We start from the raw sequence: 25,047 nt of genomic DNA on the forward strand, positions 1-25,047 counted from the left end.
CTTCTAAAACCAACGGCATCAAAAGCCTACGCGACAGCTGCCAAAGGCGGATTTCAAGCGTCGGCAGGAGCGGCGATCTCCGCCTCAACAGGCGCAAGCGGTATGTCGATATAGAATGTCGTGCCCCGGCCAAGCTCGCTCTCGTAAGAGATCGCGCCGCCCATACGCTCGATCAAGAGCTTGGCAATATGCATGCCAAGACCAGAGCCTTCGGACGCGCGAGACGTCGAGCCATCGACTTGGCTAAACCGTCCGAACACCCGATGCTGCTCATCTTCCGGAATACCGATCCCACTGTCTTTTACTGAGACGCGCAGGTTCGTCCCCGTCACTTGCATTGCGCATTCGACACAGCCCCCTTTGGGAGAGAATTTGACGGCGTTTGACACGACGTTTCCAACAACTTGCTTCAGTCGGTCAGAATCCCCACTGATCTGTTTATCGACCCTTCCTGAGACAATGGCGAGCTCAACCTCCGCCTCCGTAGCATAAGCCTCATATTCTTCGACAAGGTCATGCAGAAACGCATCAGCATCAAGGACATGCGTTTCAATATTCATCGTGCTGAGATCAAGCTTCTGTAGATCGAGAACGTCGTCGATCAGTTTCAACAGCCGGAGGCTGTTTCTCTGCGCAATGACCAGCAAATCTCGAAGGGGCGCGCTAACTTCCCCCACGGCACCATGCAACGCCAAATCCAGACCGCCCTTCACCGATGTCATGGGGGTGCGCAATTCATGACTGATCATGGCAAGGAACTGCGATTTCGCAACATTGGCCGCCTCCGCATGTGCCACCGCATCTCGCAACACCTCAGCCGAACGCTCACGCTCCGTAATGTCCACGAGCGAAATTGCCCACCCCAGCAGATTGCTTGACGACCGAATTGGACTTTCAATCGGCAACACGCGCATATCGAAAACACGGCCTTGAAGCCGGAGCGGCTCGCAATTTGCAAGTTCGCCTTTCTCGCGAAACGAGGTCAGGATCGGTCCGATTTTCTCCAGATGATCAAGCGACCTTCCATATTTTGGAATCTTCTTACCAAACACGGAGCAGGCAGCCGGGTTCGCCCCCGAGAAACGCCCTTCGGCGTCCATGATGATCACCGGATCATCCGTGGCATAGAACAACAGGCTACGCCCCAAGGCCTCCGTATCCATCATTGTGTTGTTCAATAGAAGCCAGCTCAACGCAATAAGCGCCACGGTGAACAAGAACGGCGTTGGGTCGAACCCGAAAAAGGTGAAACCCCATCCGATGTAAGCAAGATTGCCCACCAAAGGCGCAGCTGTGATTAGGATCAGCAGACCGAGAAAGGGGTGAATATTGCTCTGCGCCTTGAACAAAGCATAGGTGAGCGCGCCAATCGCACAGACGACAAAGACATAAAGGCCTGCGGCGACCGCATAGAACAGCGGACCATGCTCGAACTCAACGTAAGAGTGCTCTCCCTCCACGACCAGATGTGTGCCGGTTCCATAGAGAAGATGCGTCTGCCCATTGCTCAAGGCAATGAGACCGGCCATGCTGGGCAGACCGATATAAAGCAGCAGCCTGATCCATTTGTAGCCCCGGTGCGCGTTCATCGTGTAGTCGAGTACAAAGAAGGCCCATGCGATCGGCAACAAGGTAATCCCTGGCCAGGCGGCCAAGGACCACGCGATTTTACAAGCCTCTCCATGCGAAGCCAAATCAAGGGTAACTGTGAACAGCCACCACAGCATAGAGGCTAGCGTCAGGACGAACGCAGGCTTGCCTGCGAAACGGTTGTTCCGCACAACCGAGACCAAAACAAGAGCACAAACCACCCAAAGTGCTGCGGCGGTTCCTGAAGCGATGTTTACTTCTAAGTTCAGCAGACAGGTCATAATCTACCTAACGTGTGTGCTGGGCTAGGGAGGATAATCATAGCATGCTTTCTTCGGATTGCCCCCGGGAACAGTTCAAGCCGTAAAAAGCAACAAAGGATATATACCTTTAGATCGGCGAAATACGGGAACGGTACAGTGCGCGATTTTTGAAGACAAGCAAATTACCGCCATTATGGTTTGCCGTGCGCGGTCGAAACCAAACTCATATGATCCGGGCGCATAGACGAATGACGAGAAAAGCTCATGGATATAAAATCCGAATGCCTCCGAAATAATCCCGTTTAACGTGCATGTTTCTAGCTCCATTCAGGCCCTCCCCAGTTTGGCCTCAGCGCTTACCTGAAAAGGACTTTTCCGCCTTCTGACCCGCATCCATATTGGCAACTTCATCGCATGATATTATAAGCTTAGGTACTCAAATGCAGTGTATTTCCATTTGAAACCTGTATGATTAACAAATGAGAGACACACCGTTGACCAGCCTCAAGATTGAACAACCGCCGCAAACACTTCGCAACATTGTCACCGACAAGATGCGCGAAGCTATTCTGAGCGGTTTCTTCAAATCTGGGGAACGTCTCATCGAACGATCCTTGTGCGATCAGCTCGGTGTCTCCCGAACGGTGGTGCGCGAGGCGATCCGGTATCTGGAGGCCGAAGGGCTTGTCGAGTTTCTGCCGAACCGCGGCCCGATCGTCGCCCGTCTTGACTGGGCGCAAGCCAAGCAAATCTACACAATTCGCCGCCTGCTCGAAACCGATGCGGCGCGCGATTGCGCCCTTGCCGCAGATGAGGCGATCAAGACGGATTTGAAGACGGCACTGGATGCGCTCGGAGCGGCCTATGAAAGTGGCTCTCCGCAGGTTCTGTTTTCTGCGTCGGCCACATTCTACAACAAGATCTTCAGTGCCGCAGGGCATGAGATTTCCTGGGATGTCGTCAATCGTCTCAACGGGCGGATCAGCCGGTTGCGCAGCATGACGCTTTCGACCATAGACCGACACCGCGCGGGCTTTGCGCAGATGACGCGGATTTATGATGCCATCGCGGCCAACGATCCGGACGCCGCCGAAGAGGCCGTGCATGCGCATATCGACACCGCGTCCGAGATCGCGCGCAAACAGCTTTCCGAAACCCCGTCTGAAACGTAAAACGCGCCCCGGATCGGAGCGCGCAATACTGGGACATAGCCTTTGGACAGGTCAGGCCTTGTCCCACAGCTCGTGATACAGCGCCGCAATGTCTTCGGCCGATCCCAACCGGGGATTGTTGTCCGGCGTGCCCGAGGCCAAAGCCTGACGGGTCATCTCAGGGATCGCGGCAAGAAATGCCTCTTGCGCAAATCCGCGATCACGCAGGCGCGGGACTTGCAGGCTGGCATTCAAAGATTTCAGTTTTTCAACCAGATCCTGCCCGGCCTCCCCTGCCCCAAGCGCCTGTGCCGCACGGGCATAGCGTTCGGGCGCCGCAGTGAGCGACCATTCGGTGATCAACGGCATCAGCATCGCATTGGACATGCCGTGCGGCACCTGGAACGCCGCGCCAATCGGTCGGCTCATGCCATGGATCAGAGCCGTCGAGGTGTGGGATACGGCGATCCCCGCGAGCATCGCCCCGTCCAGCATACCCTGACGCGCGGTACGATCGTCTGGCGAGAATGCCGCCGTTTCGAGATGGGTGCCAAGAAGCCGCAAAGCTTCAAAAGCGATCCCGTCGGAGAATGGGGTTGCGTGGCGGTTCACCAGAGACTCCAGCGCATGTGACAGAGCATCAAGGCCGCTGTCCACGGTCACCCGGAACGGGCAGCTCATGGTCAAATCGACGTCCAAAATCGCAGCTTGCGGCAGAAGCGCCTTGCCCAGAAGCAAAAGTTTTTCATGGGTCACCGCATCGGTGATGACAGCGGCACGGGTGACCTCGCTGCCTGTCCCCGCCGTCGTCGGGATACAGACAATCGGCAGCGCTACCTCATCCACGATACGCGGCACGGCAAAACTGCGGATGTCGCCGTCATGCGTTGCAAGAAGCGCCGCAACCTTGGCAATATCCATCGCGCTACCGCCACCGATACCGATGACGCAGTCAGCTTCCGCCTCACGCGCCATGTTTGCGGCGGCCAGCGCCTCGTCGATTGTGGGATCGGGAGACACGTCGGTGCAGATCACCGGTTCGAACCCTTTGGCCTCCAAATCCTCCAGAGCAGCGGCACAGAGGTTCAGCTTGAACACGACCGGGTCCACGACGATCAGAGGCTTCGTGCCGCCGAGCCCCGTGAGCACAGCGGCGATCTCGCCGCTGGCTCCGGGATGCGAGCGAATGTCGCTTGGGATCAGGATACGCATGATCAGTGCTGCAGGATTTTCGAGAGGAAATCGACAGCACGCTGACTTTTCGGCGCAGCAAAGAAGTCGGCCGTCGGGCCATCTTCGATCACCTCGCCGCCGTCCATGAACACAACGCGGTCCGCCACTTTGCGGGCAAACCCCATCTCATGGGTCACGACGATCATGGTCATCCCCTCTTTCGCAAGGCCCACCATGACGTCGAGCACCTCGTTGATCATTTCCGGATCAAGTGCGGAGGTCGGTTCATCGAACAGCATCGCAATCGGGTCCATCGCCAAAGCGCGGGCAATCGCGATCCGTTGTTGCTGGCCACCCGAAAGCTGGATCGGGTATTTATGCGAATGCGCCGACATGCCGACCCGCTCCAAAAGCGCCTCGGCTTTCTCGACGGCTTCCTTCCGCGACCGACCGAGTACCTTTTCCTGTCCGATGCAGAGATTATCGAGCACGCTCATATGCGGGAAAAGATCGAAGTGCTGGAACACCATGCCCACATGCGCGCGAAGCTTCGGCATGTTGGTTTTCGGGTTCGTCACTTCGACGTCCTTGATCGTGATTTTACCGCCCTGAACAGGCTCCAAAGCATTCACGCATTTGATCAGGGTCGATTTGCCGGAGCCCGAAGGTCCGCAAACGACCACGACTTCGCCGGGGGACACATTGAGCGAGCAGTTTTTGAGAACCTGAAAATTCTCGCCGTACCATTTGTCGACGTTTTCCATGACAATCATCGGTTTCATCATCCTGCCCCTTATCTCTGTGCGCCAGTGTCGGCTTTGATGTCATATCCGCGGCCGAAATGGCGTTCGATCCGGCGTTGGATCAGATCCCATGCGGTGGTCATGACGAGGTAGTACAGGGCTGCGACGACGAAGAGTTCGAGCACGAGAAACTTCTCCTGAATGAGCACCTGTGTGCGGCGCAGAAGCTCTTCCATCGAGATCACCGACGCAATCGAGGTGGTCTTGAGACAGCCGTTCACCGAGTTCCCCAATGGCGGGATCATGATCCGCGCGGCTTGCGGCGCGATGATGTAGCGCATCTTTTGCACGTTGGTCATACCAATCGCGAGGGCGGCGTTGGTTTGACCTTTTGGCACCGCGCTGATGCCGGAGCGGATGATCTCAGAGAGATAGGCAGCCTCATTGATCACAAGCCCGATGAGGGTGGATTCCAGCACCGAGAACTTAATCCCGATCTGCGGCAGACCCGTGTAGATGATGATCAACTGCACAAGCAAAGGCGTGCCACGGACCACCCAAGTGTAGAAATACGCGACAGTCCGCAGAATTTTGTAAGGGCTCATGCGCATCAATGCGATGAAAAAACCGACGACCAGCCCGAGGGCCATCGCGGCGATGGTCAGCCCGAGCGTCACCATGGCGCCTTCGAGCATGTATGTATTGGTCAGGTATTCAAAGAATCCGTCCCAGCTCCAACCTTTCACGGAAGTGTTCCTTTTCGATAGTCTTCAAGAGGAGAGCGCCCGGCCACAAGAAGCGACCGGGCTATGAGAGGTCAGATCGGATCAGAGGTCCGGGCCTTTGAGGCGAATTTCGCCATCATCTGCTTGGCCGACGCCATATTCAGACATCAGGTTCGGCAACCAGCCATCTGCATTCATCTCCTGCATCACTTCCGTGACGGCCTCAGCAACCGCAAGATCGTCAAAGGACAGCGACCCGGGGGTGGCATAGAGGCCAGAGAGCGCGTGGGTGAATTCACCCGTTTCTTGATAGAGCTTCGCAACCGGGTCGATGGAGACTGCGGCTTCCACCTGCCCTGCGCGCAGCGCTTGATAAACCGTCGCGTAGTTGTCGAACAGCGCAATATCCATCGGCTCAAGACCCTCTGCCTCGAAGTCGGTGTTCAGCTCGCGCATTTTGCGCTCGGCATAGCCCCCGATATCGGTGCTGATGCGACGACCGGAAAGGTCTTCAACGCTTGTGATTTCGCTGTCGCCCACACCGGTCGAAATCGAGATTGCCAAGCTCTCATAAGGGATCATGTAGAGAATTTTGAGCCGCTCTTCTGTGACGAACAGCCCTGCGTCGATCATGTCCCAGCGTCCGCCTTTCAGACCGGGGACCATCGTCGCATATTCCGTCGAGATGAAATCGGGTTCAAGGCAAAGGCGCTTTGCAACCTCAACGCCAAGTTCGATCCGCAGGCCTTTGAGCGTGCCATCGGATTCAGCAAAGGCCATCGGCGGCAGTGTCGGGCTGACCGCCATGGTCAGCTTGCCCGGCTCGGTCAAAAGCGCGTCGTCGATCTTCGGCGTACAGTCTTGAGCGACAGCAGCCGTGGTTAGACCAAGAGTGAGAAGTACGGAAAGTTTGAGAGGTGAGTGCGTCATTTCTAGTCCTGCTGGGTATCTTTGTATTATGGCATACCATAATCTGAGACCATCACATACTGTGCTGTCAAGCGTTCCAACCTGAGACTCGCAAAAAACTTTACAGCTGCAAAAAAGCGACCAAGAAGCAGTCAAAGAGCCTCAAAAACAGAAGAAACATGAGCGGCTAAAAATGCGTATTTTCCTAAGAAAACATGTCTTTTACCGCATACAGTCGCGCACAAAAGAAAAGGCGGGGACAATGTCCCCGCCTCTGTCAAAAGATCTGAGTCGCTGCGTCAGGCTTTGACGAAAACATGCGCATCGTCGGAGTTCCAGTTGACGAACAAATTGTCGCCGCGCGTGATGCCCTGGATCAGCGGATGTCCGAAATTCAAACGAATATAGAGCGGCTCGCCCCACCCCGTCATGGCCTCAACCGAGGTATTGTCCCCGAGGAAAGTGATGTCGTTCACCGTCACCGGAAGAGAGGCCCCGCTCGCTTCCGCCTTGGCGGAAAGGTCGATACGCTCCGGACGCAGCATCAATTCAGCAGCGGTGCCAGCAGCGCCTTCGCCATGCAGCGGGATGCCGCCCAATTCGCTGCCATCAGGAAAGCGGAACTTGGCTTTGCCACCGGTCTGATCGACGAGTGAGCCGGACAGGAAGGCGTTGTTGCCAATGAAGTCCGCCACGAAATGGGTTGCAGGCTGGGCGTAAAGCTCCGGTCCGGTGCCGACTTGTTCGATGCGGCCCTTGTTGAAAATGGCGATCCGATCAGACAAACGCAGAGCCTCTTCCTGATCATGGGTCACATAGAGCACGGTCACGCCGGTTTCTTGGTGAATTCGGCGGATTTCATATTGAATTTCTTCGCGCAGTTTCTTGTCGAGCGCGGAAAGCGGCTCGTCCATCAACAAGACCGGCGGATCGTAGACCAGCGCGCGGGCCAGAGCGACGCGCTGCTGCTGACCACCGGACATTTGCGCCGGCATCCGATCCTCGAACCCGTCGAGACGGACAAGTTTCAGCACTTTGGCGACACGTTCCGCAATCTCCGCCTTGGGCCGTTTGCGCACGGTCAGCGGGAAGGCCACGTTTTCGGCCACGTTCATATGCGGGAACAAGGTATAGCGCTGAAACACCATACCGATGTTGCGCTTGTTCGACGGGATGCCGAGGATCGACTTGCCGTTCAAAAGAATGTCGCCCTTAGTCGGCTCTTGAAAGCCTGCGAGGATGTAAAGCGTCGTCGACTTGCCCGAGCCGGACGGCCCGAGGAAGGTCATGAACTCGCCCTTCGCGACTTTCAACTCGACATGTTCCGTTGCGACGACATCGCCGAATTCTTTGCGAATGCCGTTGATGTGCAGGTAGTCGCTCATTTGGATTTTCCTTTTTTCAAAAGGGCGGACAAGAGCATCAGAATGAGCGTCAGGCCCAGCAGAAGTGTGGAGGCGGCGGCGATCACGGGCGTAAGGTCTTGCCTCAAGGTCGACCAGATGCGCACCGGCAGGGTTTGCAACGTCGGGCTGGCCATGAAGATCGCAACGACGACCTCATCCCAGCTGACGAGGAAGGAGAAGATGGCGGCGGAGAAAATCCCGTGCTTGATCGCCGGAATGGTGACCCGCCAACGCGCTTCCCATGGGCTTGCGCCACAGAGGATGGCCGCGTCTTCGATGGATTTGTCGAACGTCTCCAGCGCGCCGGTGATTGCAATCACTGAGAACGGCAGCGCAAGGATCAGGTGGGCGACGACAAAGCCAAAGAGCGTGCCGCCCAGACCGAGCTTGAGAAACAACGCATAGATCGCGACGGCGAAGACCACGACAGGAAGAACCATCGGCGTCAGGAAGAACCCGCGCATCATTTCTTTGCCGCGAAAATCCTGACGGTTGAGCGCGAGGGCCGCGAGCCCGCCGATCACCACGGAGAAGATGGTCACGAGAATGCCGATCTTGGCCGACGTCCAAGCTGCTTCGATCCAGCGGGGATCGGCAAACAGTTCTTCGTACCATTTGAGCGTCCAACCCGGCGGCGGGAATTGAAGCCAGCGCGAGGAGCCAAAGGACAGCGCCACGATGAAGACGATGGGCAGCAGCAGGAAGAGGCAAGTGAGCGCGGCGATGACGCCCAAAATCCACTTCCAAGGCCCGAGTTTTTCATAATCAAGCAGCATCTCAGCGACCTCCCTGCGGGGCGCTGAACCGGATTTGCAGCGCGTAAAGCAAAAGGGTGATGACCAGAAGGACGAAGGCCAGCGCGCCCCCCATGCCCCAGTTCACGAGGCTCTGAACCTGTTGGGCAATCAGTTCTGCGATCATCATGTTGGACGTGCCGCCGAGCAGTGCGGGGGTCACGAAATAGCCAAGCGACATCACGAAAACCATCAGCGCGCCGGAGGCAACACCGGGCCGTGCGAGCGGCCAGAATACCATGCGCAACGCCTGCATACGGCTCGCTCCGCAGAGCGCGGCAGCACGCAAAATGCCGGGGTCAATTTTGGACAACACGCCGTAGAGCGGCATCACCATGAACGGCAGCATGATATAGACCATCCCGATGGTCACACCGACGAGGTTGTTCACCATCGTCAAAGGCTCGTTGATGATCCCGAGATCCATCAGCGTCCGATTGATCAGCCCCGTGCGTTGCAGAAGCACCATCCACGCATAGGTCCGCGCCAGAAGGTTGGTCCACATCGACAACAGAACCAGCGCAAAGATCACGCCCGCGACTTTTTTCGGAAAGACAGTCAGGCCCCACGCCAGCGGAAAGGCAATCGCGACCGTGATCACCGTCACCAATGTCGAGACGAGGAACGTGTTGAAGAAGATGCGCAGATAGGTCGGCGTGCCGAAAAGCGTGACGTAGTTTTGCAGGCCCGGTTCCGGCTCGGTGACCGAACGGGTCAGAAGCATGATCACCGGAACAAGGAAGAAGCCCAGAAGCAACACCAGGATCGGTGTCGTCAGCCCTGCAATCTGGCGCGTCTTTTGCGACAACCAGTGCGGCTTGTGCGTGTCAATTATGGTCATTGGCGTGTCCAGAGAGTGCGGCTGCGGGGACGGACGGCCCCCGCAGCGAAAGTGTCAGGCGGGATTACTCGGCCTGCCAGGCGTACCAGCGGTTGCCGATCTCATCGCGGTGCTCGGCCCAGTAGGTCATGTCCGCGTTGATCTGGTTTTCGCTATAGGCATCCGGCAGCGTCTTGCGCACATCCGCGTCCATCAGCTCGGGGGAGCCAAGGTTGATCGGCGCATAGCCGGTCTCGGCAGCGAATTCGGCCTGCGCCTTGGCAGAGGTCGCCTCGGCGATGAACTTCATCGCGGCCTCCTTGTTCTTGGTGCCTTTCGGAACGACAAGTGCGTCGGCAGCGGTGATGTTCTGATCCCAGCTGATGCCAACCTCCATGCCGTCGGCCTCAAGGGCGGCCAGACGACCGTTCCAGAAGAAGCCGATGGGGGCTTCGCCGGAGGCCAGAAGTTGCTGCGACTGGGCGCCACCGGACCACCAGATGATATCGGATTTGATCGTGTCGAGCTTGGCGAAGGCGCGGTCGAGATCGAGCGGGTAGAGATCTTCCGGCGCAACACCATCGGCGATCAGCGCGGCTTCGATCACGCCCGGGGCGGACCATTTGTAGAAGGTGCGTTTGCCGGGGAATTTCTCGGCATCGAACAGATCGGCGAGCGTCGTCGGGGCGTCTTTGCCGAAAGCCGCGGGGTTATAGCCCAGAACGAAGGAGTAATAGAACGAGCCAACCGCATAGTCAGACACGAAGCGCGGATCGAGCGCGTCCTTGTCGATCACGGTGAAATCGAGCGGCTCCAGAAGGCCCTGCTCGCCCGCTTGGAGCGCGTAATCGAATTCCGCATCGACCACGTCCCAGCTCACCGCGCCGCTTTCGACCATCGCTTTGAGCTTGCCGTAATCGGTCGGACCATCCTGCACGACTTTGGTGCCGGTTTCTTCGCTGAACGGCGCCGCCCAGAATTTGGTCTGCGCGTCCTGCGTGGTGCCGCCCCAGCTGGTGAAGACCATATCTTCGGCCAGCACTGGAAAGGCGACAGCAACGCAAAGCGCTGCAACCACTGATTTGATGTACATTATGAACTCCACTGTTGAGGTGTTGGCCCGCCCTGTTTGAGCGGGCGGATTCTTGGTTGGGTATCGGGTCAGCGCATAACGAAGGGATCGGGGATCGGATCGTCACTGGTGCGCAGCCAGACGGTTTTGGTTTTAGTGTAATCCAGCGCAGCCTGAAGCCCGCCTTCGCGACCATGACCCGAAAGCCCGTGCCCGCCGAAGGGCGCGATGGGGCTGACGGCGCGATAGGTGTTGACCCAGACGATCCCCGCACGAATGCCCCGGATCATCCGATGTGCCCGCGTCAGGCTTTTGGTAAAAACGCCGGAAGCAAGGCCGTAGGCCGTGTCATTGGCGAGAGCGAGCGCCTCTTCTTCCGTGTCGAACCCGACCACGGAGAGAACCGGCCCGAAGAACTCCTGTGTCAAACAGGGGGCGTCCGGCGCGTCAGAGCAGTCCACGATGGTTGGAGGGAAGTAGATACCGTCCTGATCCAGCGCTTTGCCACCGGTCACAAGCGTCCCGCCCGCAGCCACAGACTGACCGACCACATCCACCGCGATCTGACGCTGCGCCTCTGTGCAGAGCGGACCAACCTCGGTTGCCATATCGAGCGGGGAACCGATCACGACGGCTTCGGCTTTCTCTTTGAGACGGGCAAGGAATTCGTCTTTGATTGCGTTCGAGATCAACAGGCGCGAGCCCGCGACACAGCTCTGGCCCGTCGCCGCGAAAATGCCGGAGACCTGCGCGTTCACGGCGCTCTCAATGTCGGCATCCTCGAACACGATGAATGGGGACTTGCCGCCCAGTTCCAACGAGGTGGAGGCCAGGTTTTCCGCAGAGTTGCGCACGATATGCCGCGCCGTTTCCGGACCACCGGTGAAGGCGACATGGGCCACTTTCGGGTGACTGGTGAGCACCGACCCGCATTCCGGACCGAAGCCGGTGACGACGTTCAACACGCCTTTCGGGAAACCCGCCTGATCGAATATCTTGGCAAATTCCAAAAGCGGTGACGGCGCGGCCTCAGAGGCTTTCAGCACCACGGTGCAGCCCGCCGCCAGCGCCGGACCGATTTTGACCGCGGAGAGGAAGAGCTGAGAGTTCCACGGCACGACAGCGGCGACGACACCAATCGGCTCACGGCGCAGCCACACTTCCATGTCCGGCTTGTCGATCGGCAGATGCGTCCCTTCGATTTTGTCCGCCAACCCCGCGTAATAGCGATAGTAGTCCGCGACATAGGCAATCTGCGCCGAGGTTTCGCGGATGATTTTACCGGTATCACGGGTTTCAAGTTCAGCGAGCTTTTGCGCGTTCTCCGCAATCAGATCTGCAAGCTTCATCAACAACTTGCCGCGCGCCGTTGCGGTCATACCCGACCATTCCGGCGAGAAGAATGCCGCATCCGCCGCCTCGACCGCCGCGTTCACATCGGCGCGCCGCGCTTCGGGCATCAGCGCCCAAGCCTCGCCCGTGGCCGGATCAAAACTCTCGAATTGCGCGGAACCTTTTGAAAAGGCCCCTCCGATATATTGTTCGAACTCCTGCATCAGTCTCTCCTCAGGCAAAGGCCGGCATGACGTCGGCGATGAAGCGCTCCAGCGAGGCTTTTTTGCGCTCGAAGCTCATGCCGCTGTCAATCCAGAACGAGTATTCATCGTAGCCCATCGCCTCATAGGTCTTGATCCGCTTGATCGCATCCTCGGGCGTCGCAATCACCAGATCGCGGAGCATCGCCTCAGGCGTATAGAACGGATGATTGGCGATATCTTCTTCGGTCAGAGCCTGAATAAGGCCTTGTTTGACCGGTGTTTTATTCATGAACCAAGCGCCGAAATAGCAATAGAAGCGGTTGATCTCTTCTGCTGCCAGCTTCGCATCTTCCGCGTCAGATGCGATGTAGGTGTGGTTGAGGAGCATAATATCGGGACGTTTCACGTCCGGGAATTTCTCGCAGGCCGCTTTGAAGTTGTTCATCAAAAGCGTGATTTCTTCGTCGCCCTTCCAGAGCGCCGTCACCTGAACATGGCACCCGTTCTGAACGGCGAATTCGTGGCTGTTCGGATCGCGCGCGGCAATCCAGATCGGCGGGCCGTCCTTTTGAACGGGTTTCGGCGAAGAGGTGGTGGAGGGGAAGGAAAAGAATTGGCCTTCCTGCGCATAGTCGCCCTTCCAAAGCTCTTTGACCGCAGGCACCAGCTCGCGCATGCGCTGACCGGCTTCCCAAGCATCCAGCCCCGGCATCATGCGTTCGTATTCATAGCTATAAGCCCCGCGTGCAATCCCGAGTTCAAGACGCCCGCCGGTGATCATGTCGGTCATCGCAGCTTCGCCCGCGAGACGGATCGGGTGCCAGAACGGCGCGATCACCGTGCCCGTGCCGAGACGCACGTTTTTCGTCTTATTGGCAAGATCGATGAGGTTGAGCATCGGGTTCGGCGAAATGGTGAAATCCATGCTGTGGTGCTCACCCGTCCAGACCGAATGCATGCCGCCCGCATCCGCAATCTTGGCGAGTTCCACAAACTCGTCATAGAGTTTCTTCTGATCCTGCTCAGCAGACACGCGTTCCATATGCGCAAAGAGCGAAAATCGCATGGGCTTAACTCCCTGAATGCAGCGGCTTCACTGCGCCGCTTTTTTGGTTTCCGTAGTAAATTCCGTAGTTTCCGAGCTGACTTTCGACCACATAGCGTTCGAGCATCGACAGGACCGACGGATCGGCCACATCATCGAGCGCAGCAGGTCCGATTGGCACAAACGTCCCGCGCGAGGGCTGGCCTTCGGCGGCATGGCAGAGAACCGAGATATGTTGACGCTTGCGGTCAACATCCTCAAAGACCGAATAGACAAAACCCGGCTCTGCGGTCAGTCCTGTGGTCTCGATCAGACGCTTGAGCGCGCCGGAGGTGCCCTCGTCCGGGCGCACCATGATTTCCGGCAAAGCCGCCCCGCCGCGCCCGTCGTCGAGCAAAAGCAATTCGCCGTCACGCTCAATCAGGGCTGAGACCACCAGATTGGGCCCCGTCGCCAAGGCCTCTGTCGCCGCCGCAGGCGTGAAATACGCGCCGCGCGCATAGCCGAGGCCAGCATGTTCGGAGGTTTCAAAGGCTTCAACCTGACCGATCAGAATGACATGATCGCCCGCTTCGACGGTCTTGTGCATCGAACAGTCAAACCACGCGCTGACGCCTTCGAACACCGGTGCGCCATGCGGGCCGTCTTTCCATTTGACCGCAGCAAACCGATCCTCGACCGGACGCGCAAAGGTGTTGGAAATCTCCGTTTGCCCTTCGGAGAGCACGTTGATCGCAAACCCTTTCGCCCCGACCATTGCATCGTAGTTCACAGAGCTGTTCGCCAAGCAGACAAGCACGAGCGGCGGGTCGAGAGAGACGGAGGTAAAAGAATTGGCGGTAAAGCCGAGCGGAGCCCCCGACGCGTCTTTGGCCGTGACGACGGTGACACCGGTCATGAAAGCGCCGAAAGCGGTGCGCAGGGCGCGGGGGTCCAGAGTGCTCATTGCAATTCCTTCGATTTCACTGGACGTTTGAGCCAGTCTTGTAGTTGGCGGTTGACCACATCTGGGACCGTCAGATTGACCATATGGCGTTGACCTTCGAGAACCACAGCCTCGCCGTCCTGCGCCGCAGCGGCCATCGCACGGGCCATATCCGGCGTTGAATTCGGGTCGCCATCGCCAGTGAGCGCCAGAAACGGACAGGAGATGTTGTCGAACAGGGCCGCATAGGTGCGATCGCCGCGCGAAAATGCCGTATAGGCGGTCGCATAGCCCGAAATATCGACCGCGCTGAGCCATTTCGCGGCTTGGGCGCGGGCGGTTTTATCGGCCTCCGTGTCGGCAAACCAACGGGTGAGCGGCGTTTCGAGATCGATTTTGCCAGCACGAATTTCATCCGCACGCCCCTCAACGGCGGCCCGCGCCTCTGGACTTCGGCAATAGACGCCATTCAAAAGCGCAACGCGCAGCACATGGTTCGGATGCGTCGCCGCATATCCGCCGGAGATCAACGCGCCCATGGAATGGCCCGCGAGATTGACCTTCTCAAGCCCAAGCGTGCGGATGACCTTGTCGAGCCAAGCCACGAAATCCTGGAGCATGCTGCCGACCGGCAGCGGATCACTTTGCCCGTGGCCGGGCATATCGACCGCGATCACATGATGGGTTTTCGACAGCGCTTCGATCTGTGGCATCCAGGCTTCGGACTGCATACCGACGCCGTGGATCAGCAGAACAGGTTCTCCCCGTCCCGCTTCCCGATAGGCAAACCGCGCGCCGGATTTAAACGGCTGCTGGATTGTCGACGTCATGTCCGAGATCCTTCAAATCCTGATAACGATCACCGATGCGGTGATGCGGACGACCGCCGATGGAAGCACCGAGCGCGATAAGAATCTCATCCGGCGCAGGGGCGTCACAGACGGAGGTCTGGATCGTCAGGTAGTGAGACCGGCGGCCGCCGTCGTTCTTGTCCATCAGCGGGATCAGAAGCGGCGCATTGGCCGGACCACGGGTGTTGCAGAAGGACAGGTAGGACTTCGCGCCCACCGCCTCGCGGTAGTGATTGCCGAACCGCAGCGTGTGGATCAGAGCGGAGGCATGTTCGACTTCGCCATTCAGACCAACGATGGCCGCTTTACCGTAGCCTTCGACCTTGTCGCCACCACCGGCAGCTTCGAGGATCATGTCGGTCAGCAGTTTACCAAGTCCCGGTGCCTGATCATGAATCATCGGCTTCAGATCTTCGACAAAGCCCTGCCCCGCCCACGGATTCTGAATCACGGCCATCGCCGCGATCATTTTGAGCGGCTTTTCGGCCACCTTACCACCTTCAATCAAAGTGTCTTCGACGTGCAGCAGCGTCTTGCGTATCTGTGCGGGCATTGCGTTGTCCTTATAGCAAAGTTCTTGCCCTACACGTTGGTATACCATAATACCATCAGTCAATACCGAACTGAAAATTTCCTCTGAGATCCGCCTGAAGACACGGGAAACGCGCTGAACGGCAAGAGATCAGATTAAATTTTCACCAACTTCGACGCTCCCGCAGGCAGTTTGGCACAACCGCCTCGGAATCGCTCGCCCAGTCAGGAGCCTCACCATGCTGACCCCGCCCAAAGCCTATTGGATCGCCCATGTGACCGTGACCGACGCGGCGCGCTACAAGGGCTATCAATCCCTCGCCCCCGCTGCCTTCGCCAAATTCGGCGCGCGCTTTTTGGCGCAGGGCAGCGAGACCGTGACGCTTGAAGGCGAAGCGTGGGAGCGCAATGTTGTCATCGAGTTCAAGGACAGAGACACCGCTCTGGCCTGTTACCATTCCGACGAATACCGGCAGGCCCGCGCCAAACGCAGTGGCGCTTGCCTCGCCAACATCATGATCACCGATGGCGTTGCGTCCGCCTGAGACACGCGCCCGATACGAGACCAGACAAGACATCTGAGAAAGGACGACAAGATGAGCGTTTTTGATGAAGACCTGTTCCTGAAAGGCCTTGCGCAACGCAAAGGCACGCTTGGGGCGGAATATGTGGACAAGAATCTGGCTGCCGCCGATGACTTCACCCGCCCGTTCCAAGAGGCCATGACCGCATGGTGCTGGGGCTTTGGCTGGGGCGATGAGGTCATCCCGGCTAAAACACGCTCCATGATGAACCTGTCGATGATCGGCGCGCTTGGTAAAATGCATGAATGGGAGCTGCACTGCCGCGGCGCGATCAACAATGGCGTCACCAAGGAAGAGCTGCGTGCGATCATCCATGTGATCGGCATCTACTGCGGCGTGCCGCAAGCCGTTGAATGCTTCCGCGTCGCCCGCAAAGTGGTCGAAGAAGAAGGCCTCTGACACGGCAGCTCACACGCCGCCCCATAGAAGGAATAGAGGAACGGGTGTCCCTTTACGGGCTCGCGCAGCCGACCTGCCTCATGAGATCGCCCTGAGGGGCATCTATATGGCAACGTCAACGCCCCCTGACCTGAATGGCAGAAGGCAATAAGAGCACGGCACATGGATAGCTCTGTGCTGCAAACCTTCGCAACGGGAAACGGCAAAACGTCTTCCTCTCTTGGTGCAGACCCAATGGGTCCTGCACCATGAAAACCCAGCCTTCCCAACACAACACGCCGAATTACGTGTCTAAACAAGTCACAGACATATCGCGATCAGATTGTCTTTGCGCTGAAGGGATAAGAAACCCAAAGGTTGCCCCTTCGCCGGGCTCAGAACTGCACCAGATTTTTCCATTATGGCGAGCAATTATCTTGCGGCATGTCGCAAGCCCTAGCCCCGTACCAGCGAGTTGCCTCGTCTCCGGGCCGCGTTTGAATGGTTCGAAAATGCGTTCAATTTGATCCTTCGGCACTCCCGTGCCTTTATCCCTCACTTCAAATCTCACATTCCCCGCATCATCAAACCGTGCAGAAATCCGAATATCAGGCGGCCTATTCCCATTGTATTTCAAGGCATTGGCAATAAGGTTTTGCAAAACTTGAACAAGTTGCAACGGGCGACACAGAAACGGCAATGCGGCTTCAGACACATTCATTGCAACCTTGGCCCCCGTCACCACGATTTCGCGATCCAACGCAAGAAGCGCACGACGGCAAAGTTCCTCTGCCGTGACGTCCAAACATTCGACATCCCGATCCAGACGGACGTGATCCGCAAGACTCTGGATCATATCCTGCATTTGCTCCGCTGAGGCCCTTAGAAGTCGCAACCCCTCAACGGCGGCGTCGATATCCCCGCCGGTTAAATCTTCCTCAATTTGCTCAGACAAATAAGAAGCCGCCCGGATAGGCGCTTTGAAATCATGCACCAACACCTCGGAAAACGTCGCCAAATCAAGACGTTGCTCCTCTATTCTCCACTGTGCCTCCGCTTGTGCCAAGCCTGTATCCATCATTCTCTGAACGGCTTTCTCTGTCAGGGCGCATTTGGCGATATAATCCGTTGCTCCAAACTTGATTGAGGTTTTGGCCAGATCCTCATCCCCTTGGCCGGTCATAAAAAACAGTGCAGCCCGCGGCCATCTGGCCCGATAATGCCCAAGACGGCCTAGGCCCGTGTCTCCGGGAAATAGATAATCCAGAAACACGGCGTCAACCTCATGCAAATCAAGCGCGAAACTCTCCTCCGCACAACAGGCTTCATGAACGGAAACATCGAATTCCACCTTGGACAGGAGACGCTTAAGTTGCTTTCGATCCCCTTCATCGTCATCGACGATCAAAACCCGCACATGTTTCATTGGACTACTCTACACTGGAAAGATCTGGCAATTGGACCACACGCAAATAACGCTCCAAAAGCTCAACCACATTCATGAGATCGTCGCTGGTCTTGGTCTTGAGTATGTATCCAGCAACATTTCCTCGGTAGGCGGCAATCTTGTCGCGTCTGTCGTTCGACGTGGACATAACAAAAACCGTCGACGCCCTTAAAAGCGGATCCTTGCGAAGTTCGCGTATGAATTCATGTCCGCTCATCCGCGGCATATTGATATCCAACAGCACGACATAGCACGCAGGCGGCGTACTGTTTTCGCCTCGCAGAAAATCAAGGGCTTCAGCCCCATCCCAGACACGTATGATCTGGTTCTTGACGCCAGCCTTGGCAAAGGCTCGCGTGAGAGCCTTCGCATCGCCATCATCATCCTCAACCAAGATAATACTTGGCGGACCGCCGAAGAGTTTTTTCACATCCTGTTTCATGATGCGAGTTTCCGCATATTTTGTGCGTCGGCAGGTCCCTTTGGCCAAGACAGCCGAAACGTGGTTCCGCGCCCGTCTCCGGATAAAATGTGAATACGCCCCCCCACGAGATCAACGTATTTGCGAACCATGGCGAGCCCCATTCCGCTTGCTTCAATCTGATCTCTTGGTTTGAGCGTTTGGAACAGCTCAAACACTTTTTGATGGTACTTTGGCGGAATGCCCGGCCCATCATCTGTGATTACGAACTCATATTCTGTGTCTGTCTCGACAACATCAATCTCAACACGCCCCTGTACACGGTCATGATGTTTGATGGCGTTGCTGATCAGGTTCAACAACACGGGCTCAAGCGGCATACGCAAAACATCTATGTTCGCAAATGCCTCCGAGACGTGGAGAGAAAAGCCCTCCGGCATGTCCAAAAGCTCTTTGATGCCGTCAAGCAGCCAATCCCCTCTGATCTCATCTGTTTTCGTCGGGACGCGCCCGATCCGGGAATGCGCCAGCAAATCATCCAACAAACGCTCCATCCTCCCGACACGGCTACGCAACAAGGCCATGCTCTCGCGCGTGTCTTCCGTCAGGTATTCCTCCAAATCTTCTTCAAGCCATTGAGACGCATTGTCGATGACGCGCAGGGGCGCTTTGAGATCGTGAGACGCGACATAGGCGAATTGGTCCAATTCTTCGTTGGAGCGCTCCAGAGCTGCGATCAAATCCTGCACGCGTGTTTCTGCAGCTTTTCTGTCGGTAATATCGCGAACAAAACCGATCATATGGTGGCTGCCCGAATAGCTCACGCCACTGACGGAAATTTCAAGCGGGACAAGGCGACCATCCTTGCGCACACCGACGATTTCGCGATCCGCGCCCATCTTTCGGCTCGATTTGCCAAGATTCGCAATATAGCTCTGATGCGCTTTCGCGATCTCTTTTGGCATCAAGCGCCCGACATTTTGCCCAACGACCTCGTCTTGCCTATAGCCAAAAATCTCTTCAGCAGCGGGATTGAACTCTTCGATGATACCGTTTTCATCGATAACAACCACAGCATTGCCTACAGCCGAAAACATCGCATGCACCCGCTGGGTCTCACGCATCAACTCATCAGACATGTTGCTAAACGCGGCCGCCAACTCCCCGACCTCGTCACACGGTCTTATCGTCTGCGCACTCAACCCCGCTCCCTCATGGCGCGCCGTGATAAACTTATGCAACTCGCTCAAAGGCCGGGTCAGATGGTTTCCAACCCCCAAAGCGAGAAGAAAAGACAGCAGGATCAGCAGAACCGATAGAAACAGGTCTTTTTCAAGACGTTTTTTCACCTCAGCGAAGAGATCCGACTTATGCATTTCTGTTATCAGATACAGCGCAAAAGGATGATCCGCCGAGGCAGCCTCCACTTCATGAATATAAATCGCCAACTCTTCACCATACCCATCAGCTCTGGTTTCAGCCTCCTCCTCGACAAAGATAATCTGGTTGTGCTTCGCCTGTTGAAATAGGAAGGCGAAACTTGATCGGTTCACCCAAGTTGCATCCGCATGGAACACAAGTTCGGGGGCCTTCGACTGCGCTGAAAAGGTCATATAGTCGAGTGCGCTTGTCACCGCCGTAGCGCGAATTCCGTCAATGACATTCGGTGCCGCGTGATGGAGTAAAGAGGCGAAATCGGCATTGATGACAATGGCGCCGAAGATCTCTCCGCCTTCATCAAGCACCGGGACGACAATGCGAATGGTTGCCGCGCCTTCAACCTTTCTATGCTCACGGTTCAAGGTCACCTCTGAGAAATAAGGCGTTGTCATTGAGGTCTTTGTCGAAAGGCTGCGCAGATAAGGTTCGTCCCCTTTTTGCTGCAAATCCCTGACGCCGACTTTTTCACGGCCCATCTCGGTCTGGTTTACCCGCACAAGTTCGCGCCAATGATCGGCGCGACCGATAAATCGTAATTGCGAATAATGTGGGCGCGTGATGAGCAGGCTCGTAAAAATCGTTTCCAGCCGATTGCGCCACTGCTCAAGACTTGATCCGTCTTCAAGATCACGTCCGCTCTTCTCTTCGCTCGCTCTGATAATGCCTTGAATCGGTGGAATTTCAGCCAGTAGTGCGGCATCCTCCGTCATTTCTCCAAATATTCCCTGAATGCTCTCGGAGTATCGTTGCGCCACCATATCTAGGTGGTTGATCGCAACCTGCTGCTCTCTCACACGCGTTGACAGAAAGTGCACCATGGACAGTGTCACAACCGAGATCAAAGTGACGAGCACAACCACGGAAACCAGCTTGGCACGCGGCGTGAGCCAGGGGCAGCGTCTGTTCGCGGACACAAGAGATTTCATCAAGCGCATCCCCTAGTCGTTTTGATCCGACCTCTGCCTTCTTGGGGTACTTTCTAGCAATGCGTCGATTTCATCCAGAAAGCCGTAGATATCAGAGAAGGACTGCTCCAGAGTTGTGAGATTATTGGCGATATGCTCGCTCAGATCAGGCGCATTGCGCAGCCCGCGCACGTAGCGCAGGGTTCCGGCCAAAGCGGAACGCATTTCGGGACTGCAAGTTTTGGCCACACGCACCATCGACATGCGAATAGCAGCACGGGACGTGAGCGACTGTCCAATCGCCGCGATCAGCACACGGCGCTCGAACGCAGAGCTGACCGCCTTCCGGACCGCTTCAGCACTCAGTTCTTCTTTCGTGATGTAATCCGCACACCCATTTCGCATCGCCTCAACCGCCACGTCATGCCGATCAACACTCGTCACCATGATCGGAATGCTCTGCGTCTGTTCTTCATGAGCGACTAGGAGCTTCAGGGCATCTAGCCCCGTGTCCATATCGAGATAATAGTCCAGAAAAACTATATCCATGCTCTGCCCGTTGAGCATGTGAGAAAACTGCGTCAGATCCGAAGCTTCGAATGGCTGGAATTTCAAACCGGCGTTCTTACACATGCGGATGAGGCGCACGCGATCTGCATCCTGATCATCGAGGAAGAGAATATTCAACAACCGCTCAGTCTCATCGACCGCCTGCAGGTTCGAAACAAAATGCTTCGTCACTTCATTCATTGCCGTTTCACTCCTTGTCGATAGACGGCTCTAAGGCACAGGAAGCACGCCTCCGGAAGCAAAGACATCTCTCCGTTTCCCAGTCTCTCACGAGGTGTCTTTCACGAGGTAGGCAGGCCATAGGATGGCGGGGTGGTGGCGTGCAGGATGCCGTTTTACGTCGCTTCGGGCTCACCCTGCGGCGCAAACTTCTAAGAACACGTTAAGCCGAGCGACACTCTATAAAGTCTTAATTATATTCAAGCAGAGCAAACTTCGGCCCATCCAATCAAGATGTCTGATGATGAGAGCACCGACGACACTATGGAAGCCGAAACAACTCTCCGCGTTTATGTGAAGCAGGCGCTGTAAGGGCGCGATTCTCGACTTCGGGATATGTATCGACGATGTATTTCTGGATCGTTTCATCATCAACAGCGATCCAATAGCCCGCTTTCAAAGCTTGCTTTATGAGGTCCGGGTCAATGAAACCATCCCGACGTGGCCGGGCAACCAGAACATCGGGTCGTGAAAACAGCTCGAAAGCGCCACCTGCGTGCGAACTATAGAGTACAGTTTTCGGCGGAATCTCCCGATATAGCTTCGTGTATTCGTGAAACCAAAGCCGTGTCTTCTTGCTCTGCTCTATATCTGTCACGTAGGCCAAATAGAGAGACAGGCTCATCGAAACCGCTCCCAGAGCAAGCATTGTCCTACGTAAAACATCCCTCTGCGTCACCATAAACGTGAACGCCATCAACAGCCCGATCATGAAAAGCCAATCAGGCAAGATATATTGAAACAAAACCTGCGCCACCGAGGGAGAGAAAGACGCAAAAGCTTGATAACACAGCAATGCAGACAACGCGATTATAGCGAATGCCTGTATCGACTTCCCGGTTCTTTCGACGATGCTCACAGCCCCACAGGCACTCAAAAACGCGAGGAAAGGAACGAGAATAAGAAAATATCGCAGGCTGTTTGATTTGCCGCCATGCCATTCTTGCATGGCGAAGGGCAGCGCGAATAGCACGCACATCGAAACCGCAAGCATCAGCCCCTTGTGCGTGGCGCGCTTGCCGACAAACGCCAAGGAGATGAGGAAAAGCCACGGCATGCTTTGAACCAGAGCTTTTTTGTAGCCCCCGTAGAAGGTCACCACTCCATGCCCATGATCCACGATACCTGGCTCAATTCCGACCTGCGCATATTTACGCAAGTCAAACCCAAGCACATAGATGCCACGCAGAACATGCCATGCAAACTGTGTCATAGGCGGAAAAAATACGATCAAAAAAACGACCAAGGCACCAGAAATCACCAAAATCTGACGCCGAGCTGATTTCCAGTGTTTGAGCAGAACCACAAGAACGAACAAGAGGACAAGACCTATGGCCAGCACGCCATATGTGCTTGCAGAGTCTCCCCCACCGCCCCCGTCGCGCCCGTAGCTAAGAGGCAAAAGCGTGCCGAACTTCATCAAATTCAGAACCGAGCTTATGAGCAGCCCCGGAAACATCCCCAAAAGCGCCAACCCAATCAGCCGATACGGTCGCGCGGCATACCAAACGACCCAAACCGCAAGCGCTGGTAAAATGAAAATAACGTCAACACGAACATTCAAAGCGATCCCGAACGCAATGCCGCCCAGCAAGGCCCAGAGATCGAATTTCCTCCCCCGACCTTCTTCCTCGGCACGCACAGCACCGTAGATTGCGAGCAAAGCAAAAAAAATCGCAACACTATGCGGCCAGATACCGACAGCATAATCGACGAGAAAGCTTGAGAGCGCGAGCAGTCCAGCTGACCAGCGCGCCACGGTTTGATCAGCAAACACACGCGCCATAGCGTAAGTCAAATAGACGACGCCCGTGGCGGCCAAAACATTTAGAAAAAACAGCCCCCTGATCCCAGCCACCTTCCATAAGGGATACGCGATATAAGTATAACCGCTCGGATATTGCTGAGCGAGACCGGACGGCCCATTCGTGAAGAACCAGTTCCGCAGAGCGTCGCTGCCGAACTCTTCATACCCGTTTTGAATGATGACCCCGCCGGTCTGATCCAAGGCCACAAGGCCCGCATAGAGGATCATTTCATCAATTGTGTATACGACCGCAGGAGACAGTATCGCCAGAAGAGACCAGAATACAAAAATACCGAATAAAAAATACCGGAAAGGTTTATCGCTCAATATGGGGATCATCTTCGGCTCACCTCGAGACTATCTGCATTGGAAACGAAAGCGCCATACATGCGGTCGTTCCCAATTTTCACACACCATGCCGAGCCGGACCGGGCTTGGGCAACCCTGCGTCCACGGAACAAACCCGATTGCAAAACCATTGCGTCCTTCGAGTATCACTCACGTCTTCACATTGCCTTCAAATCGCCCCTGTCATAGGCTCACAAAGAGACGACATCCCCCTAAAGGCTATTGTGAAATTGTATAATCCTATCGCCAAAGCTCACCCTGATGTTTGGAAAGTGAGCGCATATGTGGTGTTAGCTGCCGGGTTTACACAACAAGTGTTCGTTTTATTCAACACTTGGCGCAACGATGGGCACCCTTGGTTGCAAGGGGACTGGCTGATTTCCTTGGCCGCAGGCCCTATCCGGCGCGGCTGGTTCGGAGAAATCCTTCTGCATACGTCGGACACGCTTGGTCTTTCACCGCTCTCGCTTGTCGTTGTGCTACAGGCCATGCTTCTCGTTGCCATTTTCATCGGCTTTGCAAGGCTTTTGCATATACAGAGCGAGAGCACCATGATGCTCGTGATGTTCACCCCCGGCATCTTTGCAATCCTCTGGACAATCGACCCAATTTCCAGCCTTCGCAAAGAAATGATTGGACTTGCAGTTCTGATCTGGCTTGCCCTTCCGGGGGGCAACACCGGCCGTCTCGCCCTGTCAGGCGCCATCATGCTCGTCGGCGGCCTGGCGCATGAAATCATGATCTTACTGCTCCCGGCTTGGCTCATCTTCCTTTGGCTTTTTCAGCCCCAAACCCTGCGTCGCCCGCTTGGCATAACCGTCGTTATTCTTGTAATCGCTCTCGCCTCTGCTGAGACTATTTATGCGCTTCGACATGCCTCCCTCGCGGACAGCACACCGATATGCGACGCCCTGACGCAAAGGGGGCTATCCGGGCCTGTGCTGTGCAGCGGGGCAATCAAATGGCTGTCTGATCCGACCAACGGCTCTGCGAAAGTTTGGCAGGCCTTGCACCGCAGTTGGACGGCTTGGATCCTGCCTCTCGCATGGTGCCTCGCAGCCGCACCACTTTGGCGCATCTGGAAAACAAGCATATCCCGGCACCCTTGGACTGGCGGCCTGATCCTGATTGCGGTGACACCGATCCTGTTGCTCTACCCCGTCGGCCTCGATTGGGGACGCTGGTTTTCCGTCCAAATCACAGTGGCGGCCACAATGATGCTCGGCCTTGCCCTGCGAGGGGATTTATCGATCTCTCACCAGATTTCCGCACGCGAGAAAACCTTCTGGCTCTGCAGTTCATTACTTTGGGGACTGCGGCATGATCCGATTGTGACACTGCATGGCTTTCTTCCATCCCTTCTGAATTGAGAGCCCAGAGGGCCATGCGAAA

At 56.2% G+C, this 25,047-nt stretch carries 23 protein-coding genes; 4 read left to right on the top strand and 19 right to left on the bottom strand.

Annotated features, from left to right (window positions below):
• Nucleotides 1-53: 53 nt before the first annotated feature.
• Entirely contained in the window at nt 54-1,871 is a 1,818-nt protein-coding gene (locus ACYBHZ_RS16160; RefSeq protein ID WP_460275324.1) for a histidine kinase N-terminal 7TM domain-containing protein, read from the bottom strand.
• Between the two features lie 461 nt (nt 1,872-2,332).
• Between ACYBHZ_RS16160 and ACYBHZ_RS16165 the strand changes: the two genes are divergently transcribed.
• Nucleotides 2,333-3,025: a GntR family transcriptional regulator gene (locus ACYBHZ_RS16165; protein WP_460275325.1), complete on the top strand. Its 693-nt coding sequence runs from the start codon at nt 2,333-2,335 to the stop codon at nt 3,023-3,025.
• 51 nt (nt 3,026-3,076) lie between these two features.
• Here ACYBHZ_RS16165 and ACYBHZ_RS16170 read toward each other — a convergent pair whose 3' ends face one another.
• The 13 genes from ACYBHZ_RS16170 to ACYBHZ_RS16230 form a co-directional block, all read right to left on the bottom strand.
• Entirely contained in the window at nt 3,077-4,216 is a 1,140-nt protein-coding gene (locus ACYBHZ_RS16170) for an iron-containing alcohol dehydrogenase (protein WP_460275326.1), read from the bottom strand.
• 2 nt (nt 4,217-4,218) lie between these two features.
• A complete protein-coding gene (locus tag ACYBHZ_RS16175) occupies nt 4,219-4,950 on the bottom strand; it encodes an amino acid ABC transporter ATP-binding protein (protein WP_460275408.1) in 732 nt (243 codons plus the stop codon).
• A 20-nt stretch (nt 4,951-4,970) separates the two neighbouring features.
• Nucleotides 4,971-5,666: an amino acid ABC transporter permease gene (locus tag ACYBHZ_RS16180; RefSeq protein ID WP_460275327.1), complete on the bottom strand. Its 696-nt coding sequence runs from the start codon at nt 5,664-5,666 to the stop codon at nt 4,971-4,973.
• An 81-nt stretch (nt 5,667-5,747) separates the two neighbouring features.
• Complete coding sequence (locus tag ACYBHZ_RS16185) at nt 5,748-6,575, bottom strand: transporter substrate-binding domain-containing protein (protein WP_460275328.1); 828 nt, start codon at nt 6,573-6,575, stop codon at nt 5,748-5,750.
• A gap of 278 nt (nt 6,576-6,853) precedes the next feature.
• Nucleotides 6,854-7,939, bottom strand: coding sequence for an ABC transporter ATP-binding protein (locus ACYBHZ_RS16190; protein WP_460275329.1), 1,086 nt, complete (start codon nt 7,937-7,939; stop codon nt 6,854-6,856).
• Nucleotides 7,936-8,736 (bottom strand): ABC transporter permease, encoded by an 801-nt coding sequence (locus ACYBHZ_RS16195; RefSeq protein WP_460275330.1) that lies wholly within the window; start codon nt 8,734-8,736, stop codon nt 7,936-7,938. The genes ACYBHZ_RS16190 and ACYBHZ_RS16195 overlap by 4 nt, the downstream gene beginning before the upstream one ends.
• A 1-nt stretch (nt 8,737) precedes the next feature.
• A complete protein-coding gene (locus ACYBHZ_RS16200) occupies nt 8,738-9,595 on the bottom strand; it encodes an ABC transporter permease (RefSeq protein WP_460275331.1) in 858 nt (285 codons plus the stop codon).
• Between the two features lie 64 nt (nt 9,596-9,659).
• The gene (locus ACYBHZ_RS16205; RefSeq protein ID WP_460275332.1) at nt 9,660-10,667 is read right to left on the bottom strand and encodes an ABC transporter substrate-binding protein; all 1,008 of its coding nucleotides are present in this window, start codon (nt 10,665-10,667) and stop codon (nt 9,660-9,662) included.
• A 68-nt stretch (nt 10,668-10,735) separates the two neighbouring features.
• The gene (locus tag ACYBHZ_RS16210; protein WP_460275333.1) at nt 10,736-12,202 is read right to left on the bottom strand and encodes an aldehyde dehydrogenase; all 1,467 of its coding nucleotides are present in this window, start codon (nt 12,200-12,202) and stop codon (nt 10,736-10,738) included.
• A 10-nt stretch (nt 12,203-12,212) separates the two neighbouring features.
• Complete coding sequence (locus ACYBHZ_RS16215) at nt 12,213-13,250, bottom strand: LLM class flavin-dependent oxidoreductase (RefSeq protein ID WP_460275334.1); 1,038 nt, start codon at nt 13,248-13,250, stop codon at nt 12,213-12,215.
• Nucleotides 13,251-13,254: 4 nt separating this feature from the next.
• Complete coding sequence (locus ACYBHZ_RS16220; RefSeq protein ID WP_460275335.1) at nt 13,255-14,175, bottom strand: flavin reductase; 921 nt, start codon at nt 14,173-14,175, stop codon at nt 13,255-13,257.
• Nucleotides 14,172-14,984, bottom strand: a complete 813-nt coding sequence (locus ACYBHZ_RS16225) for an alpha/beta fold hydrolase (RefSeq protein WP_460275336.1) — start codon at nt 14,982-14,984, stop codon at nt 14,172-14,174. Before ACYBHZ_RS16225 ends, ACYBHZ_RS16220 begins: the two co-directional genes overlap by 4 nt.
• A complete protein-coding gene (locus ACYBHZ_RS16230) occupies nt 14,956-15,558 on the bottom strand; it encodes an amino acid synthesis family protein (RefSeq protein ID WP_460275337.1) in 603 nt (200 codons plus the stop codon). The genes ACYBHZ_RS16225 and ACYBHZ_RS16230 overlap by 29 nt, the downstream gene beginning before the upstream one ends.
• Before the next feature lie 217 nt (nt 15,559-15,775).
• Here ACYBHZ_RS16230 and ACYBHZ_RS16235 point away from each other — a divergent pair, with 217 nt between their 5' ends.
• Both ACYBHZ_RS16235 and ACYBHZ_RS16240 read left to right on the top strand, forming a co-directional pair.
• The gene (locus tag ACYBHZ_RS16235; RefSeq protein WP_460275338.1) at nt 15,776-16,081 is read left to right on the top strand and encodes a DUF1330 domain-containing protein; all 306 of its coding nucleotides are present in this window, start codon (nt 15,776-15,778) and stop codon (nt 16,079-16,081) included.
• 51 nt (nt 16,082-16,132) lie between these two features.
• Nucleotides 16,133-16,519: a carboxymuconolactone decarboxylase family protein gene (locus tag ACYBHZ_RS16240; RefSeq protein ID WP_460275339.1), complete on the top strand. Its 387-nt coding sequence runs from the start codon at nt 16,133-16,135 to the stop codon at nt 16,517-16,519.
• A gap of 283 nt (nt 16,520-16,802) precedes the next feature.
• Here the strand turns inward: ACYBHZ_RS16240 and ACYBHZ_RS16245 are convergent, their stop codons facing one another.
• From ACYBHZ_RS16245 to ACYBHZ_RS16265, 5 genes are all read right to left on the bottom strand, one after another.
• On the bottom strand, nt 16,803-17,924 hold the full coding sequence (locus ACYBHZ_RS16245; RefSeq protein ID WP_460275340.1) for a sensor histidine kinase: 1,122 nt from the start codon (nt 17,922-17,924) through the stop codon (nt 16,803-16,805).
• A 4-nt stretch (nt 17,925-17,928) separates the two neighbouring features.
• A complete protein-coding gene (locus ACYBHZ_RS16250; RefSeq protein ID WP_460275341.1) occupies nt 17,929-18,387 on the bottom strand; it encodes a response regulator in 459 nt (152 codons plus the stop codon).
• Entirely contained in the window at nt 18,384-20,732 is a 2,349-nt protein-coding gene (locus tag ACYBHZ_RS16255; RefSeq protein ID WP_460275342.1) for a sensor histidine kinase, read from the bottom strand. The genes ACYBHZ_RS16250 and ACYBHZ_RS16255 overlap by 4 nt, the downstream gene beginning before the upstream one ends.
• Nucleotides 20,733-20,744: 12 nt before the next feature.
• The gene (locus ACYBHZ_RS16260) at nt 20,745-21,461 is read right to left on the bottom strand and encodes a response regulator (RefSeq protein ID WP_460275343.1); all 717 of its coding nucleotides are present in this window, start codon (nt 21,459-21,461) and stop codon (nt 20,745-20,747) included.
• 301 nt (nt 21,462-21,762) lie between these two features.
• Entirely contained in the window at nt 21,763-23,646 is a 1,884-nt protein-coding gene (locus ACYBHZ_RS16265; RefSeq protein WP_460275344.1) for an ArnT family glycosyltransferase, read from the bottom strand.
• 95 nt (nt 23,647-23,741) lie between these two features.
• On the opposite strand from ACYBHZ_RS16265, the gene ACYBHZ_RS16270 reads away from it, so the two are divergent.
• Nucleotides 23,742-25,025, top strand: coding sequence for a hypothetical protein (locus tag ACYBHZ_RS16270; protein WP_460275345.1), 1,284 nt, complete (start codon nt 23,742-23,744; stop codon nt 25,023-25,025).
• Nucleotides 25,026-25,047 lie beyond the last annotated feature (22 nt).

The organism is Celeribacter sp. ULVN23_4, from assembly GCF_054788345.1.

Coding starts and splice junctions, on each gene's coding strand:
- ACYBHZ_RS16160 (WP_460275324.1), bottom strand. CDS start 1,871: ATGACCTGTCTGCTGAACTTAGAAGTAAACATCGCTTCAGGAACCGCC.
- ACYBHZ_RS16165 (WP_460275325.1), top strand. CDS start 2,333: ATGAGAGACACACCGTTGACCAGCCTCAAGATTGAACAACCGCCGCAA.
- ACYBHZ_RS16170 (WP_460275326.1), bottom strand. CDS start 4,216: ATGCGTATCCTGATCCCAAGCGACATTCGCTCGCATCCCGGAGCCAGC.
- ACYBHZ_RS16175 (WP_460275408.1), bottom strand. CDS start 4,950: ATGATTGTCATGGAAAACGTCGACAAATGGTACGGCGAGAATTTTCAG.
- ACYBHZ_RS16185 (WP_460275328.1), bottom strand. CDS start 6,575: ATGACGCACTCACCTCTCAAACTTTCCGTACTTCTCACTCTTGGTCTA.
- ACYBHZ_RS16190 (WP_460275329.1), bottom strand. CDS start 7,939: ATGAGCGACTACCTGCACATCAACGGCATTCGCAAAGAATTCGGCGAT.
- ACYBHZ_RS16195 (WP_460275330.1), bottom strand. CDS start 8,736: ATGCTGCTTGATTATGAAAAACTCGGGCCTTGGAAGTGGATTTTGGGC.
- ACYBHZ_RS16200 (WP_460275331.1), bottom strand. CDS start 9,595: ATGACCATAATTGACACGCACAAGCCGCACTGGTTGTCGCAAAAGACG.
- ACYBHZ_RS16205 (WP_460275332.1), bottom strand. CDS start 10,667: ATGTACATCAAATCAGTGGTTGCAGCGCTTTGCGTTGCTGTCGCCTTT.
- ACYBHZ_RS16210 (WP_460275333.1), bottom strand. CDS start 12,202: ATGCAGGAGTTCGAACAATATATCGGAGGGGCCTTTTCAAAAGGTTCC.
- ACYBHZ_RS16215 (WP_460275334.1), bottom strand. CDS start 13,250: ATGCGATTTTCGCTCTTTGCGCATATGGAACGCGTGTCTGCTGAGCAG.
- ACYBHZ_RS16220 (WP_460275335.1), bottom strand. CDS start 14,175: ATGAGCACTCTGGACCCCCGCGCCCTGCGCACCGCTTTCGGCGCTTTC.
- ACYBHZ_RS16225 (WP_460275336.1), bottom strand. CDS start 14,984: ATGACGTCGACAATCCAGCAGCCGTTTAAATCCGGCGCGCGGTTTGCC.
- ACYBHZ_RS16230 (WP_460275337.1), bottom strand. CDS start 15,558: ATGCCCGCACAGATACGCAAGACGCTGCTGCACGTCGAAGACACTTTG.
- ACYBHZ_RS16235 (WP_460275338.1), top strand. CDS start 15,776: ATGCTGACCCCGCCCAAAGCCTATTGGATCGCCCATGTGACCGTGACC.
- ACYBHZ_RS16240 (WP_460275339.1), top strand. CDS start 16,133: ATGAGCGTTTTTGATGAAGACCTGTTCCTGAAAGGCCTTGCGCAACGC.
- ACYBHZ_RS16245 (WP_460275340.1), bottom strand. CDS start 17,924: ATGAAACATGTGCGGGTTTTGATCGTCGATGACGATGAAGGGGATCGA.
- ACYBHZ_RS16250 (WP_460275341.1), bottom strand. CDS start 18,387: ATGAAACAGGATGTGAAAAAACTCTTCGGCGGTCCGCCAAGTATTATC.
- ACYBHZ_RS16255 (WP_460275342.1), bottom strand. CDS start 20,732: ATGAAATCTCTTGTGTCCGCGAACAGACGCTGCCCCTGGCTCACGCCG.
- ACYBHZ_RS16260 (WP_460275343.1), bottom strand. CDS start 21,461: ATGAATGAAGTGACGAAGCATTTTGTTTCGAACCTGCAGGCGGTCGAT.
- ACYBHZ_RS16265 (WP_460275344.1), bottom strand. CDS start 23,646: ATGATCCCCATATTGAGCGATAAACCTTTCCGGTATTTTTTATTCGGT.